Below are 15,418 nucleotides of genomic sequence, written 5' to 3' on the forward strand. Positions count from 1 at the left end.
CCCAGATGCTGTTACCGCCCGGGAACTGCCCCGAACGCAGATCATCGAGCGCACCCGTCACCGCTACGAGGACATCCACCGCCTGCTGGAGCAACGCTGGACGGTCAGCGTGATCGCCCGCCGGCTGAACCTCGACCGCAAGACCGTCCGCCGCTTCCGCGACACCGCCCTCGACCAGCTGCTTGCCTCGGCCCGCGACCGCCGACCCAACGGCGTTTTGGAGCCGTTCAAGGCATACCTGAAGACCCGCTTCACCGAGGACCAAGGCCAGGTCAGCGGCACCCGGCTGTTCTTGGAGATCCAGGCCCGCGGCTACCGGGGCAGTCGCCAGGTCGTCCGTAAACACCTCGCCGCCCTGCGAGCGGGCACCGCCGAACCGGTCCGGGCCGACATCCCCGGCCCCCGCAAGATCACCCCCTGGATCATGCGGCCCCACGAGACGCTCGCCGAGAGCCAGGACGAGCGGCTGCTTCAGGTCCGGCTCGCCTGCCCGGACATCACCCGGACCTGCGACCTCGCTCGGGCGTTCGCCGATCTGGTCCGCCACCGGCGCGGATACCTGCTACTCGAGTGGATCCGGCAGGCCGAGCAGGACGCATCGAAGCCCATGAAGGGCTTCGCCGGCTTCCTCCGCCAGGACCTCGACGCCGTCACCGCCGGACTCGGCCCGCCGTGGAGTTCCGGAGTGGTCGAGGGCCGCGTGAACCGGGTGAAAACACTCAAGAGGGCCATGTACGGCCGAGCTTCGTTCGAACTCCTGCGGACCCGCATCCTCACCCGGTCATGAGCATCACGGAACTACCGGAGCCCCTTCTCGGTGGTCTGGGCCAAGGAACAGGGCGGCCAGACGGGGAAGCCGGCGGCTCATCTCCTTGTCGTCGTCGAAGTCGAAGTCCTCGCCCATGTCAACGACGTCGTCGCTCTCCGTATCAGTCCCGCGGAAACCCTGCCAGGCTTCGTAGAAGGCATCCGCATCACCCGTGATCCGCTCGAACGCCCCGCTGGCTGCATAGTTCACGTCCTCGTGGAACAGCACTTCGGAACGGTCCCGGACGTTCGCAGCCTGAACCACATCAGGGTGCCCAGCGAGGCTGTCGGGGTCAGCGGCCACGCGCTGGTACCACTGACAACCCAAGGCGATCACCCCAGCGCGGAAGTCCATGAAACTGTCGTCGGAGCACCCACCCCCGATGAGGTAAGCAGCCGCCCACACATCCCAGCGGTACAGGGCGTCTTGCAGCTCGTCGAAGCGTTCCGCATACTCCAGGATCTCCTGCCGCGGTCTGTCCGCGAGCTGCTTGACGAGGACCTCGTCGAATGGCTCGCCCGTTTCGGCTGCCCCGGCTTGCGCGGTTTCGATGATGTCCCAGAACGTGTCGATGTCCATGACCGCGCACTCTGCCACGACCCGATGACAATCGATCCCGGCCGCCCTGCCGACCCGTTTCACGGGACCGCGGACAGAGCCAGATTCAAAAAGCGTCATCACCGCCGCGGCCATATCTCCGTGATCCGCGTCCGGGTCCGCTCCCGCCGCCGCTTATCGGTCGCCGCCCTGGTCTGCTACAAGGCCGGCGAACCCTCGAGGCTGATCTACCGGCCCTGTCCCGATGCCCGGCCCGACGGGCTCAAAAGCTTCTCCTGGCAGGACTACCGCGACATCATCCAGACCGCCCCCCAGCAACTCGGCGGACCGATCGTGCTGGTCTGGGACAACTTCAACACCCACCTCACCGCCGGCATGCGCCGCTACATCGCCGACCGTGACTGGCTCACCGTCTTCCAACTGCCGCCCTACGTCCCCGACCTCAACCCGGTCGAGGGCATCTGGTCCGTGCTGCGGCGCACCACCACGGCCAACCGGGCCTTCGCCGACCCCGACGACCTGATCACCGCCGTCCGACGCGGTCTGCGCCGGCTCCAGTACCGACACGACGCCCTTGACGGCTGCCTCACCGGCATCGGCCTGCCCAAACCATCATGACGACATCACGCTTTGAAGGTCAGTAGCCGCATTGGTGTCCGGAAGCGTCGGCTGCCGCCCTGGACAATTCCCCGATCGCAGTCATCTGGCGTTTCCAATTGTGCGAGGGCGCGCCGACCGGGCGGCCGCGGACCGGGACCAGAATGCCGTCCACAATCCACAGCCGCTCGGCCGGCTTCAGCGTGAGCAGCGGACCGAGCCGCTGAACAGCGAGGCGAACTGCCGCGTCGTGTGCGTCGCGTGCGGTAGTACACGGCTACCAGCAGCACCCGGTCAGCCAGCGGAAGCCGCCACGGGCGGCCCCACCCGCGGCCCGGTGAACGCCCCCTCCCACACCCGTTCGGTCCTCAACTTTGCCCGTGCGCAGGAGATGCCCTGCTCGCGGCCTTCTACAACACCCTTCAGTACCACAGGTACAGGTGGTACTTGAACTTCCCGTCAGTGCCGAGGCCGGGGGCGCACTCCCAGGTCCACGTGGGGTGCAGGCTCACCCAGTACCACCCTCGGTTCTCGCACTCCGTACGGGTCCAGTGGCTGCTGTAGAAGTGCTTGGTCGCCTGTGGGCTCAGGCCGTCCAAGTCGCTCTTCGTGCTGGCGGGAGCGATAGGCGACGTTGCGGGAGCCGCCTGGGCAGGTGTGGCCATGAGACCCAGTCCTACGGTGGCTCCGAGAGCGAGCCCTGCGATCATCTTGCGGATGTCCATCGGTATCCCTTCCTCCGGTGAAGGCCCTGGCGGGGAGGCCCGGGCCGCCGCACTTGTTCGACGGCCACCACCTTGCTCACGCGACCTTGCCCGATTCTTGGAGGAACCTTGAATCAGCCGATCAGGGCACCATTCGCAAAGGGCGTGCAGGCGACTGGCCTCACACGGCGTTCCAGTGCCGAGCCACTTGGTCAGCTCGATGGCCCCGGCCAGCGGGGCGCCGTGGGCTCCAGCGATGGTGCGGATACGGGTGGCCATCAGTACTCGTCCTTGTCGTTCACGATGCCGAAGTTCGGTCCGGCGGAGGTGTCCGGCTGGAGGCTGTGCTGTTCGGAGGCTCGGTCCTCGCCGACGGCGGTCACGATCAGCTCGTCGCCCCGTGACCGGGCCCAGCCCCGAGTGTCGATCAGATGGTGCGGGACCGACCAGGCACGCTCTCGACGGCGATGGTGAACTCCCGTTCGTCCGCCTCGTGTGCCGAACGCGACGGTGAAGGGTTCCCTGGGCGGCGGGTGAAGGCGCTGTTGCTTTTTGAGCAGAGCCTCGTCGGGGCGGCGCCGACTCTGGCGGTCTGCCTCGCCACCCTGTGCTCCACACCGGTGGTGAGCGGCAGCTGAACGGTCGACCGTCAACCACTCGCCAACCGCCGCTGGAGGGAGGTCACCGTCCGCTCAGCAAGCGCACCCGCCCGAGCCGACCACTGAACCACTGGGCCGAGGGACGACGGCCAGCCGTCTGCGGATAGCGGCCGGGGCCTCCGGGATCAGTGCCGCAGTCGGGCCAGTATCTGTTCTGACTGTGCGGTGCGGTTCTGTTCCTGGTACAGCGCCAGGGCTTGCTCCCAGGCTTCGCGGGCGGCAGCGAGGCTGCCCATGGCTTGATGGGTTTCGGCCAGATTGGCGAGGGTGTCCGCCTCGTTGGAGAAGTCCGCGTACTCGCGGAAGAGGATCAGGGCCCGCTCGTAGTACTCAACCGCCTGCGCGTGCCGGCCGGTGCGGTGGGCGATGTAACCAAGGCTGTCGAGGGTGGAGGCGGCGTCGCCGGGACGTCCGTGTTCGTTGTACAGGCGCAGCGCCTGCTCACAGTGGACACGCGCCTGCGGATAGCGGCCGAGCTGGGCATGCATCCAGCCGACGGCGTTGAGCTGGTTGGCCTGCCAGACCGGGTTATCCAGCTGCTGGTAGAGGACGAGGGCGCGCAGTGCGTGGTCCAGCGCGCGCTCGTCGTCGCCGTACTGCTCCCAGACCCGGCCAAGGGTGCGGCAGATGTGCGCTTGGCCCGTGATGTCGTTGGTGCGTTCGGCCAGGGTGAGGGCGGCACCGAGATGGTCCAGGGCTTCGCTGTGGTCGCCCGTCAGGGAGTGGGCGTGTCCGTAGCGCCAGTGGGCCAGGGCTCTGGGGGCGGGGGCGTCGCCGTGGCGTTCGGCTGCGGTCAGGGCGGCCCGCCAGACCGTGAAGTATTCGGTCAGGTGGTAACCGGCCTGGTGGTACGAGATGAGGGACCAGGCCAGTTGCCACACCTGGGGGAGACGGCCGGTGGCCAGGGCCAGGGACTGGACAGCGAGGAGGCAGACGTGTTCCTCGTCGAACCACTGGAGTGCGGCCGTGGTGTCCGCCGGGCTCAGCGGGCCGCACCCGGGCGCCGGCGGCTCCGTCCGGATCGCGAACGGCGTGTTCGGGCCGTCCAGGAGTCTGTTGGCCGCGTAAGCGGTGTGCACATGGAAGTCGACGAACCGGGTCAGGGCGGCCTCCCTGTCCTGGCCGGGCAATTGGTGAGCGAGTTCGGCGGCGTACAGACGCACCAGGTCGTGCATCCGATAGCGGCCCGGGCGGTCCTGCCGCACCAGGTGGGCGGACTCCAGTTCCGCCAGCAGAGCTCTGACCCGGGCCGGGGAAGATGCGGTGAGACTCGCCACTGCGGCCAGGCTGATGTCCGGCCCGGGGGTCAGGCCCAGGAGGACGAACAGGTTGCCGGCCGACGAGGTGAGCGCGCGGTGGGAGGCGGCGAAGGCCGCCCGCAGGCTGACGGTGAGATCACCGACGTCCAGTGCGTCGAGGCGGTCGGTGGCCTGGTTCAGTTCCGCGGCCAGCACGGCGAGTGGGAAGTCCGGGTGGGTGGCGGCGCGGGCGGCCACGATCCCCAGGGCCAGGGGGAGCCCCGCGCAGTGGTCCACCAGCGCGGCCACGGACTCCGGCTCGGCAGCGGCCCGGGGCGTGCCGAGATGGCTGACCAACAGGTGGTGCGCCTCGTCCCGGCCGAGGACGTCGAGCGGCAGCAACTGGGCGCCGTGCGTTGCCACCAGCGCGGTCAGACGGTTGCGGCTGGTGATCAGCACGGTGCACGAAGGGCTGCCCGGCAGCAGCGGCCGGACTTGGTCGGCGTCGCGGGCATCGTCCAGGACAATCAGCATACGCCGCCCGGTGAGCAGACTCCGGTACTGCGCGGTCTGCGCGTCCGGGTCCGCCGGGATACTGTCCGGGACGGCGTGCAGCGCATCAAGGAAGGCGCGTACCACGAGGGCGGCGGGCACCGGCTGCTCGGTCGGGTCGAAGCCGCGCAGATTCACATACAGCTGTCCGTCCGGGAACCGGTGCGTGTTCTCGTGCGCCCAGCGCAGGGCCAGCCAGCTCTTGCCGATGCCACCGATGCCGCCGATCGCCGAGATCACCACGGTCCCGCCCGGACCACCCTTCGTGTCCGCCGAAGCCTCCAACGCTGCCGTCAGCTGGTGCAGTTCTTTGCTGCGGCCGGTGAACACCCCGGGCGGTGCCGGAAGTTGCCGGGGCACGGGCCGCGGCGAGGCAGCCGTCGGCAAGGAGTGCGACGATGCCAGTGCGGGATCGGCCGAGAGGATCCGCTGATGTAGGTCCCGCAACGGCACCCCGGGGTCCACGCCGAGCTCCTCGGCGAGCCGTTCCCGGGTGCACCGGTAATGGCTCAGAGCATCGGCGGCCCGCCCAGACTGGTACAGGGCGAGCATCAGCTGACCAGCCAGCCGCTCGTCCAGGGGGTGCGCCTCGGCCCGCGACGTCAGGTCGGCCAGCAACTCGCCGTGACGACCCTGGAGCAGCGCGAGGTCGTTGCGGTCCAGTTCGGCTGCGAGCCGCTCACGGGCCAGCGTCTCGCGCAGCGTGCTGAACCACGGCGTGTCCAGGGTGGCGAACGGCTCGGCCCGCCACAAGCCGAGCGCTTCCTCGAGCATGGCTACGGCATGCTCGCCGTCCTCGGTGGTCCTGGCCCGCGCTACCAAATCCCGGAACCGGTGCAGGTCCACCGCTGAGGCGTCGACGGTGAGCTGGTAACCGCCCGGCTCCTTCACGATCCGTGCCCCGGCGCCCTCGAGGCAGCTCAGCGCCTGCCGTAAGCGGGACAGGTAGCTGTACAGGGTGGAACGGAACCGCTGCGGGAGCCGGTCCGCCCAGATACGGTCGGCCAGTTGATCCACCGAGACGGTGCGATTGACGTCGACCAGCAACACCGCCAGTACACCGCGCTGTCTCATGTGCCCGATGTCGAGCGGCCGACCACCGACCTGGACCTCGATGTCACCCAGCACCGCGAACCGCGCCGTCACCGCACCTCCTGCTTCCACAGCCCCTTCCCGGCCCCATCCCGTCGTCGAGCCGGACCGGACGGCGTCCTGCCGGGCCTGCTCGTCACCCTGACCTGCCAGTTCAAGGTCTGTCCAAGGTTTGACCACAGTCGGCTGGAAACGGTGGTTGATGCGGTGCCCGCGCGGGGCGGGCACCGCGTCAACCACCGTCCCTGAAGAAGGAGCTTGCGGTGCTCAAGAACTCGCTCACCACCACGGGGAAACTCCTCGGCATCGTGGCGCTGTGTCTGTCCACGGTGCTCATCGGTGCCACGGGCGCGGCCGCCGATCCGGATGCGACATCGCCACCGCGTACCAACGGCACCACCGAGAAGGTCTACATGGCGAAGGGCTACGACCCGCCGACGAGTCACGCCAAGTCCGGCGTGAGCTGCACGTCCCGCTGGAACACCGCCGAGAAGGCCATGAAGCGCTGGGGACGGAGAGGCAAGTTCGTCCAGGTGAAGTTCTACAACGGCGACACTCACTGCGACCTATCTGATCAGGAAGAGGAGCGATGGAACCTACGACGGAACCCGTGACCTCCCCCTCATCGAGCTCGGACGCCGCCTGGCGTGGAAGATCTACAAGAATGACTCCCGGTACGGATGGAGCGTGGACCTCGTCGGCCACTCCATGGGCGGCCTCATCATCCGGGCGGCTCTGACGGGCACCGAGCGTCATATGGAGGGATGGCCGCCCTTCCGCTGCCGCAGGAGCCGGCGGTACTTGTCGTGGTCGTAGCCGCGGTCCGCGAAGGGCATGTCGGGCCGCCTGCGCGGTCGGCCCACGGCTCCCGCCACTGGCGGGATCTTGTCCAGCAGCGGTAGCAACTGGGTGACGTCGCCCGCGGTTTCCGCCGGTCAGCGACACCGCGAGCGGGATGCCCCGGCCGTCGGTGATGACGGGGTGCTTGCTGCCCGGACGTGCGCGGTCGACCGGGCTGGGCCCGCTTTTGGGCCCCTGCGTACGGCCCGGACGTGGGTGGGGGTGCCCCCGGCGAAGCCAGGGGGAGAGTCGATCACCGCCCGGGACCAGTCCAGCTGGTTCTTCGACCGCAGCTTGTTCAGCAGCAGCTGGTGCAGCCGGTCCCAGACGCCCGCCTCGTTCCAGGCCGCCAGACGCCGCCAGACGCCGCCAGCACGTCATGCCCGAGCCGAAGCCGAGCTCCTGAGGCAGGTACTCCCACTGGATCCCGGTGTGCAGGACGAACAGGATCCCGCACGACGCCTGCCGGTCCGGCACACGCGGCCGCCCTTCCACCTGCTTCGGCGGCGGCTCGGGCAGCAACGGCTCGATGAGCGACCACAGTTCGTCCGACACGATCCACGGCCGCGACCGACGCCTCCCCACGCCCACATCAACGAGCGATCAGGCAGACAGTCACATGATCAAACCACTTTTGTTGGAGCCAGTAAGTGAGGCGTGCTCCGGGAGGAAGCTTCGTCAGGGCATGAGGTCTCCGAGAGTTGTCGGCGGCCGGGGAAGGCCAGGGCGGCGCGGGTACGCCGGGCGGCGCGATACGCCCCGGTGGGCTGACGGTGCCGAGGATTCTCCATGGCCGTTGAGTGCCGGAGTCGTACGACGAGACGGTGGGGAGCCGGCTACCGTGCGACTGCCGCGTGATCGGGTGTGTTCACACCAGGAGCGCAGGGAGCCCCGTCGGGGCAGGGTGACCAAATGGGTCCCCTGCCCCGACGGAGCTCGGTCGGCCGGGCGGCGGGTTACCGGCGCCCGGCAGAGGCCGGTGCCGTGTGCGACGCTCTCCGGCTCAGCCGAAGTTCACGTCGCTGCACCACATGTATGCCTGGTCGAGGTGCGAGGCCTGCCAGATCACGAACAGGATGTGGTGTCCGGTGTAGCCGGAGGTGTTGACGTTGAACCTGATGTCCTGCGCCGGGGCGAAGCGGCCGGTCTGCGTGATGAAGTCGAGGTTGCCCCAGCCCAGGGTCTGGGTCTTGGGGTTGAAACCCTGCTTGCTCACGTAGACCCTGAAGTAGTCGGCACCGTGGGACGCCTGGTCGTGCAGCTGGACCGTGAAGTTGTTGCTGACGCTGGTCGTCTTCCACTGCCCGGGCTTGTTCAGGCTGGCGTTCCTCGAGAGGTTGTTGCTGCAGAGCGTCCCGTCGGGGGTCCGCGCCTGGAACTGGCCACCGAGACCGTCGCGGAGCGCGCTCATCCAGTTCCACATGGTGTCGGGGTTGGCCTGGAATGCCTGATAACACATGGGGTCTTCGGTCTGCATGGCCGGGCTCGTGTGGTTGCTGCCCCACGTCTTCCAGCACTGATACGCGCGGGAGGCGGGGTTGACGATGGTGCCGTGAGCCTGGGCGGGGGCCGACCAGGCCAGTGCGCCGACAACTACGGCGAACACCATGACGAGCGCCTGGAGAGGCCGGCGGAGGGACGACCGCGAACGCCCGGTTAACGGACTCTGTTTGCGCATGTGGGGGGAACTCCTTCCAGTTGTAAGACTGTTATGGGAGCGCTCCCAACGGTACGTCTTCTGAGTGAAATGTCAATGAAACAAACAGAGTTGATTGCAGGGGTGGGCGGCGAGCAGGGAATCTGCCGTGAGCCAGGAGTCAGAACCGTTCCCGGGACCGGAAAGCGAGGATGCGACCTGGACCGGTGTGCTGGGCGATGCCGGGGAGGGGTGTTCGCAGCATGGCAACGGAACCCGGTTCTGGCGTGAGGGCTGTCCAGTTCCACAACACGCGAGATCACAGGCCCCGGTGGTGCGCTTCCGTACACCCGAGTCGGCCTCGCCGGGCAAGTTGCCTGGTAGGAGCTGTGACTTTATGGTGCATCGGACGGGGAACGCGGCCGATGGCACGCAGCGGGAACGTGCGTACTCCTCGGATCTGAACCGACGGCACTGGAGCATGGATGCCGTAGTGAGGGAAGCCGCCGGCAACGCAGATCAGTCTCGGCGCACTCCAACTCACCTGGGCCGCCGCAGCGGCCCCGAGACGCTCGCGGACCAGATGCCGGAACACTTCCCGGTGGACCGTCAGCCAGGCCATGGAGAAGAGGCTGGCTGATCACACCCGGGTCCGTTCCATGTTTGCTGACATGGCTGTTCCGGACGGGGCTGCCCCGCGGTGAGCGGGCGGCATGGGCTGCGGCTCGGCCGTCGCCAGTTCCCCACTGATGATGGTTCCCCCGCCGAGCCCTCCGCCCTCACCCACGTAGCAGCCACCAGCTCGACGACCCGTCGGTAGTCCACCGCGAGCACCTCCACGGTCGCCACCTCGTGCCAGTGCGACATGACAGCCCCGCGCCAAGGGCCTCTTCGACCACCGCCGATACCGCCCCGCGCACCCGCAGCGGGCACTTCCGCCACGTCCGGAGCGGTCAGGGCCTCGATGAGCTCCTCCCGGTCGATCACCCGACGCTCCAACACCGCTTCCGTCTCGGAGAATCCGGCCGCGATTCGTTCCGCCTGCGGGCGAAGCTCCTCCGCCCGCACCCGGGCAGCCGCCTTCCGCTCCTCCGGCACTCCCAACCATCGACTGCATCGGCCAACTCGCCTTCGCTGAGACAGAATTGAGCTAGCGAACTCTGTCAAGGCGACACCGGGAACATGCCTGACCGAAGAAGCCCAACCATCACATCCGGAGGGACATCGGCTTACCATGACGCCGCGTCAATTCGCGGTCTTGCAGATCCGGACCGGCAGGGGAGACTGCCTTTACGACCGGGTCCGCCCGGTCCCCGGCAGTACCACGCCAAGCAGGTCGGTCCACCGTCACTCCACCGAGATGAGGTCTGATGAACCGAAACCGAGCCACCGTCAGCGCGGTCGCCGTGGCCCTGTTCACCGCCGGTCTCGCCGTCGGCCCGGCGGCCGCCGCCACCGCCACCGCCGCCGAGGCGAAGGCCCGTGTCGGAGCCGACTGGGCAACTCAGTCGATCGTCTTCACCGCCGCTGCAGGACAGACCAACAACCTCAACATATTCTCCATGTACACCAGCGACGGGATCCGGCGGATCGGCTTCAGCGACGTGGTCCCGCTCGAACCGGGCGACCACTGTGCGTACTCCAGAGCCGAGGACACCACCTCCGTCGTCTGCGAACTGCCCGCTGACAGCCCCCGGCCCGACAGGATCGACGTCTTCCTCGGTGACGGCAACGACACGATCGCCGCCTTCACCCCCGGGATCGGCACCGTCAGCGGCGGCCCCGGCGACGACGAACTGCACGCCCACACCGCACGCACGGTGCTGGGCGACGCGGGGAACGACATGGTCATGGGACCCGCGGCCCTGCACGGCGGCGACGGCATGGACCACCTGATGGGTGACGGCAGCAACCAGCAGATGTGGGGCGGCCGGGGCGACGACATGATCGAGGGCTACGGCGGTGACGACACCGTGCACGCCGGCCCCGGCGACGACCACGCCATGGGCGGGGACGGCCGCGACATCGTCCTCGGCGGCCCCGGCAACGACACACTGGACGGCGAAGGCGGCGACGACCTCGTCTGCGGTGGCGCCGGAAAGGACGCTCTCGAAGGCGGACCAGGCCGCAACATCGTCCTTCCGTAAGCGCGCCTCCATGCCCGAAGGCCCTGGCTCGCGGCGCGAACAGCGTCGCGGGCGTCGAGCCACGACCGTCGGCGACCCGCCACCCGAGCCGCGTCAACCACGAACGCCGCAGGCGGCAGGTCCCCGCGCGACACGAGGTGACCCGGCTGGACCGGACCGTCGAACCTGTCGGTCGGCGCGGGCGCGAGTCTCCACGTTGCTCGGCCTACCCGATCCCGTAGAGACCCGGCAGGTCGACCAGCAGGAGATCATCGCGGTGGGCCGCTGCGTCAACCAGATCGGGGACCCAACCCGGTGAACCTATGCGGTCATAGTGCGAGCACCGTTGCAGTACTAGGTCCTTGGTACCGGCACCCGCACCGTGTGGGCCGGTCCCTCCTTCCGTGAGCTGCTCCTGTACACCGATGTCGACGTGCGGTGCTGAGCAGGCGCAGCACAACAGCACCCGTCGCCCGGGCGCCGGTCCGGGCGGCGTTCGGGCCTCCATGCGTCCGGAGGCGTCACGCCCCGCCCGCCTCACCGGCGCTACGGAAAGAAGGTCACCGTAGTGGCCCCCGAAGTCCCCAGCGCGCAAACCCTCGGCTCCTGGACGCTGGACGTCGAGGACTGGCACCGCGGCCCGGACGGCAAGCGCGCGACCACCGCCCACCACCTCACCCTTGACGCACTGCGGCCCTGGTCCGACATCCCCGCCCTGCAGGACGTGTCGGGCATCGGCACCTACACCACCAGCGTCCGGCTGGGGGACCTGGACGGGGCCTACCTCCACCTCGGTGAAGTCGTCGACACCTATGAGGTGACGGTCAACGGCCGAGCCGTGCCGCCGGGCGACCAGGTGACCCGGCGCATGGACCTGACCGAGGTTCTGCGGCCCGGCACCAACACCGTCACCGTCCGGGTGGCCACTCCGCTCAGGAACAGGCTACGCGTCACCGACGGATTCCCCGCGCAGACCAGTCAGCCGCGCCAGCGGTACGGGCTGGTAGGACCCGTGCGGCTGGTCCCCTACCGGCAGGTGCGGATCTCTGCCTGAGCACGGCCGGTCACGGCTCGCGGAAGCCGGGAACCGTCGGGCGGCAAAGCTGTGCGACGGCCTCATGGTGTCTCCCGGCACGCGGCGGGGGGCACCACGAAGCCGCAGTGAGGAGGCCAGCGCGGCGGCCCTGCGGGACTGCGCCCCACGGGACATATTCATCGTCCACGTCCCGGGCCGCGATGGACGGCCAGTCCGTCGGCCGCATGGCGTCGAGCCTGCCGTACATCGACGGCATTCCGGCCGAAGGCAGTCTGGGGCGTTGTCAGTTGTTGGTTGTGCGTGGGGCTGGTGGCGTGCCGGGGTGTGGTCGGCTCGAGTGTCGGTCTGGGTCAGGCCGTTGCGGCCGTGTCGACGACTCCGGTGGCGTGGTCCCGGATGGTGAAGCGGGTGGTGATTTCGGTTCGGTGGTCGGGGCGGTGAGCAGGTGGCGGTGAGGTCGGCTGTGGGGTGAGCTGCTGCTGAACGCGGGCAGGGGTCGCTGGGCTCCGCCCACGCTGCGGAAGCCCTTCATGGTCCGTTCGCGTTGCCTGGTGGGCTGGTGGCTGTTGTCCGCCCGGTTGTTGAGGTGCTTCGACTGTTGAGGTGCTTCGACTGACGGTGCTCGACGCAGGGTATGGCCTCGCGGTGGGCCGTTCCGTAGGAGCGGAGCTTGTCCGTGATGACCCCCCGCGGCACCGCGCGCGTCTTCTTCGACGGGCGGCGGGAGAAGCGCCTGGGGGTGGCCTTGTCCCGTCGGCTCTGTGCGAGGATGTCGAGCACGTTGCCGTCCTGGTCGACGGTGCGCCACAAGTGCTTCAGCCCACTGTTGGTCTTGGTGAGGACCTCGTCCAGGTGCGACTTGTCGTCGGTCGGGGGCCGGTGACGGCGTGGTCCGTTCGTGTAGGCCTGGCCGAACTCGGCGCACCGGCGGCGGATGGTCTCGTAGGAGACGATGACCCCGGACCCCGCGCTGGAGCACGAGCTCCTCGACCTCAGGGAAGCTGAGCGGGAATCGGTGGTACAGCCACACGCAGTGGGAGATCACCTCGGCCGGGTACCGGTGCTCCTTGTACGGCGGCGGCGTGCCCTCCACGGACGACCCCTCCCAACATGATCAACCCGAAGAGCGTCCCCCCGGTCAACCAACGTGACAGTGCCCATCGAAGGGTTCCTGCTCCCTCCTCCAGCGGCTCCTCCCGGTACGCCGTCGCAGGACCTCGGAAGCTCACCCGACCGCGAAGAGCGGCACCTTGCGCAACCGCCTCATGGGCGGGCCGGCCGTAGGGCACGGCCGCCGTGCCAGCGGCCGTGCTCGTGCCGGAAGGCGCCGTTTCCGGCTGGTTGCCTGTCCGGGCGGTCATGCTTCGGCGAGGAGGGGGTCGTAGGGGGTGGTGCGCCGACGTGCGGACATGAAGGACAGGAAGTCGTTGATGAACGCGCTGCGGCTGTATGTCTCGCCGCTCCCGGTGGTGTCGCGGTGGAACGCGGTCCGGAACAGGGCCCGGTACTCGTCCGCGTCGATGCTCTGGTCACCGTTCTTGTCAGTCACGTCGAAGAGGACTTCGGCGACCCTGATCAGCGCGGGACCGGCGAGCGACGGGACGGCGGAGGCGTACTCGTGGGCGCTGATGCGGCCGTCGCCGTCGGCGTCGAGGGCCGCCTGTAGTTCCCGCCACCAGTCGGCGTAGGCGTTGTAGAGCCGGGTCTCCTCGGGCTCGTCCAGGTCGAGCCGGCTGGAAAGCTCGCGGGCCATGGCGGCGAGGTCGGGCCAATCCAGGTATCCGTCCCCGGTCTGGTCGAGGACGTCCGTGAAGAACTCCTCCGCACTGCGCTGCGCCGTGGTGGTCGCGACGGGTTCCGGTTCCGGGGGCAGCGGGGCGATGAGGCGAATGAGGGCGCCGGCCCGCTTCATCTGATCACGCAGGGCGGCGATCGTCCTCGCGCGGGGATCGTCGCTGTCGGGGGAGAGCGACAGCAGTTCGGCGATGCTTTCGGCCTGGATCCACCCTTCGGGCAGGAACCGGGCCAGACCGGCCGCCAGGTACGCACCCTGCATCAGGGTCTGCACCCCCGCGATCTCGGGCAGACCGGCTCGCCGCCGGAACGGCTCCGGCAGGGATGCCACGGTGATCGCTCCGATGACCGGGCCGGCGACGGCCCGGCCGGTCGCCCACAGGGCAGGAAAGCCGTTCAGTACGGGTGGCGCGGGGAGGTGGTCGAAGAGCTTGTAGAGGATGATCCGCATCGCCTCGGTGTTCTCCAGCTCCTCAGCGACCACCCGGTCGTAGTAGGGCCAGAACTCGTCCAGGGTGGGCGGCAGATGGCCGGCTTCGTCGCCCATCGCGGCCAGGAAGGCCTGGAACTCGGCGTACAACTGCTCCATGGTCTTCTGCTCAAGGGGCTGTCCGCTGAGCCGGCACATGGTGATGGCGCTTTCGAACATGGTCGCCACCACCCAGGCACGCACACCCGGGTCCATCGCGTCGTAGGGCCGGTCTCGTGCGTCGGTGCCGTGCAGCCGTGCGTGCATGCGGTTGAGCCGGGTCGCCTCCCTCTGCCGTACGTGGTCGTCGGCACCGAACATCCGCCGCAGGCTCATGAAGGTGTTGCTCAGTCGCCGCCAGGGATGGACGACGAAGGTGGAGTTCTCGATCAGGGCGGCGCCGATCTGTGGGTGCGCGGCTTCGAGCACGGTTGCCCGGATCATGGCCAACGCCCAGCGCGGGTCGTTGAAGAGCGTGTGGAACTGTGAGCCAGGACCGAACAGGGGCTCTCCTCCGAAGTCGCGATCCTCAGTTCCGTGGCCCCCTGTACCGGCACCGGCGGTGGGGGACTGAGGACTGTCTGCGGTCGTCACGATCGGGTTTCTCCGTTCTGGTTCGGCAGTACGCCGCCGAAGCGGCGCTCGCGCTGCCGGTAGGCGTGTAGGCACTCGAGGAAGTCGGACGCGCGGAAGTCGGGCCACAGCGCGGGCGGGAAGACCCATTCGGCGTAGGCGACCTGCCAGAGCATGAAGTTGGAGATGCGCTGTTCGCCGGAGGTGCGGATGACCAGGTCGACATCGGGGGTGTCGGGAAAGGGCAGATGAGCGGCGAAGCTCTCCTCGGTCACGGCCTCGGACGGCACGCCGCTGCGGATCAGCGACCGTGCGGCCTCCACGATGTCCCTGCGGCCGCCGTGATCGAAGGCGACGGTCAGCGTCATCTGCCGGTTCTGGCCGGTCAGCGTCATCAGGTCGGCGATGTCTCGGACCAGCCCGGAAGGGATGCGGGGATCGGTCATGCCGAGGAAGCGGCAGCGGATGCCCCGCGCGTGCAGCAACGGGGCGTGTTTGCGTACCACTCGGCGCACCAGGTGCATGAGGAATTCGATCTCGGTGTCCGGGCGGCGCCAGTTCTCGGTGGAGAACGCGAACAGACTCAGCCAGCCCACTCCGGCCGCCCGCGCCGCCTCGATGACGTCGATCACTGTTGTCTCCGCGGCGCGGTGGCCGGAGGTTCGTGGGAGCGATCGTTGCGCTGCCCACCGGCCGTTCCCGTCCATCACACACGCGACGTGACGCGGCACCTCAC

At 68.7% G+C, this 15,418-nt stretch carries 11 protein-coding genes and 4 pseudogenes; 6 read left to right on the forward strand and 9 right to left on the reverse strand.

Annotated elements, in window-relative coordinates:
• The first annotated feature begins 109 nt into the window (after positions 1-109).
• The gene (locus tag AMK33_RS40925) at positions 110-787 is read left to right on the forward strand and encodes a transposase (protein ID WP_079195124.1); all 678 of its coding nucleotides are present in this window, start codon (positions 110-112) and stop codon (positions 785-787) included.
• 3 nt (positions 788-790) lie between these two features.
• Here the strand turns inward: AMK33_RS40925 and AMK33_RS37470 are convergent, their stop codons facing one another.
• Positions 791-1,387, reverse strand: coding sequence for a DUF4240 domain-containing protein (locus tag AMK33_RS37470; protein ID WP_073937729.1), 597 nt, complete (start codon positions 1,385-1,387; stop codon positions 791-793).
• Between the two features lie 102 nt (positions 1,388-1,489).
• Here AMK33_RS37470 and AMK33_RS37475 point away from each other — a divergent pair.
• Positions 1,490-1,984: pseudogene (locus AMK33_RS37475) on the forward strand (transposase); the annotation flags it as partial.
• Between the two features lie 91 nt (positions 1,985-2,075).
• Here the strand turns inward: AMK33_RS37475 and AMK33_RS45360 are convergent.
• The 3 genes and pseudogenes from AMK33_RS45360 to AMK33_RS37485 all read right to left on the reverse strand — a co-directional run.
• Positions 2,076-2,298: pseudogene (locus tag AMK33_RS45360) on the reverse strand (IS5/IS1182 family transposase); the annotation flags it as partial.
• An 87-nt stretch (positions 2,299-2,385) separates the two neighbouring features.
• Positions 2,386-2,562 (reverse strand): hypothetical protein, encoded by a 177-nt coding sequence (locus AMK33_RS42605; protein ID WP_158075165.1) that lies wholly within the window; start codon positions 2,560-2,562, stop codon positions 2,386-2,388.
• An 889-nt stretch (positions 2,563-3,451) separates the two neighbouring features.
• A complete protein-coding gene (locus AMK33_RS37485; protein ID WP_073937633.1) occupies positions 3,452-6,262 on the reverse strand; it encodes an AfsR/SARP family transcriptional regulator in 2,811 nt (936 codons plus the stop codon).
• A gap of 209 nt (positions 6,263-6,471) precedes the next feature.
• Here AMK33_RS37485 and AMK33_RS42610 point away from each other — a divergent pair, with 209 nt between their 5' ends.
• Positions 6,472-6,822: a hypothetical protein gene (locus AMK33_RS42610; protein ID WP_073937635.1), complete on the forward strand. Its 351-nt coding sequence runs from the start codon at positions 6,472-6,474 to the stop codon at positions 6,820-6,822.
• A gap of 40 nt (positions 6,823-6,862) precedes the next feature.
• On the forward strand, positions 6,863-7,024 hold the full coding sequence (locus tag AMK33_RS45365; protein ID WP_443030951.1) for a PGAP1-like alpha/beta domain-containing protein: 162 nt from the start codon (positions 6,863-6,865) through the stop codon (positions 7,022-7,024).
• Here the strand turns inward: AMK33_RS45365 and AMK33_RS44365 are convergent.
• Positions 6,985-7,633: pseudogene (locus AMK33_RS44365) on the reverse strand (IS5 family transposase); the annotation flags it as partial. The gene AMK33_RS45365 and the pseudogene AMK33_RS44365 sit on opposite strands and share 40 nt — an antisense overlap.
• A gap of 418 nt (positions 7,634-8,051) precedes the next feature.
• Positions 8,052-8,657 (reverse strand): lytic polysaccharide monooxygenase auxiliary activity family 9 protein, encoded by a 606-nt coding sequence (locus AMK33_RS37505; RefSeq protein ID WP_073937637.1) that lies wholly within the window; start codon positions 8,655-8,657, stop codon positions 8,052-8,054.
• Between the two features lie 1,397 nt (positions 8,658-10,054).
• Here AMK33_RS37505 and AMK33_RS37515 point away from each other — a divergent pair.
• The gene (locus tag AMK33_RS37515; protein WP_073937639.1) at positions 10,055-10,831 is read left to right on the forward strand and encodes a calcium-binding protein; all 777 of its coding nucleotides are present in this window, start codon (positions 10,055-10,057) and stop codon (positions 10,829-10,831) included.
• Positions 10,832-11,378: 547 nt separating this feature from the next.
• Positions 11,379-11,864, forward strand: a complete 486-nt coding sequence (locus AMK33_RS37520; protein ID WP_073937641.1) for a hypothetical protein — start codon at positions 11,379-11,381, stop codon at positions 11,862-11,864.
• A 332-nt stretch (positions 11,865-12,196) separates the two neighbouring features.
• Here the strand turns inward: AMK33_RS37520 and AMK33_RS37525 are convergent.
• The 3 genes and pseudogenes from AMK33_RS37525 to uppS form a co-directional block, all read right to left on the reverse strand.
• Positions 12,197-12,939, reverse strand: a pseudogene (locus AMK33_RS37525) (IS6 family transposase).
• 264 nt (positions 12,940-13,203) lie between these two features.
• Complete coding sequence (locus tag AMK33_RS37530) at positions 13,204-14,553, reverse strand: oxygenase MpaB family protein (RefSeq protein WP_235618309.1); 1,350 nt, start codon at positions 14,551-14,553, stop codon at positions 13,204-13,206.
• Between the two features lie 146 nt (positions 14,554-14,699).
• A complete protein-coding gene (uppS, locus tag AMK33_RS37535; RefSeq protein ID WP_073937643.1) occupies positions 14,700-15,413 on the reverse strand; it encodes a polyprenyl diphosphate synthase in 714 nt (237 codons plus the stop codon).
• Positions 15,414-15,418: the final 5 nt, after the last annotated feature.

The organism is Streptomyces sp. CB02400, from assembly GCF_001905725.1.
GTDB lineage: Bacteria > Actinomycetota > Actinomycetes > Streptomycetales > Streptomycetaceae > Streptomyces > Streptomyces atrovirens.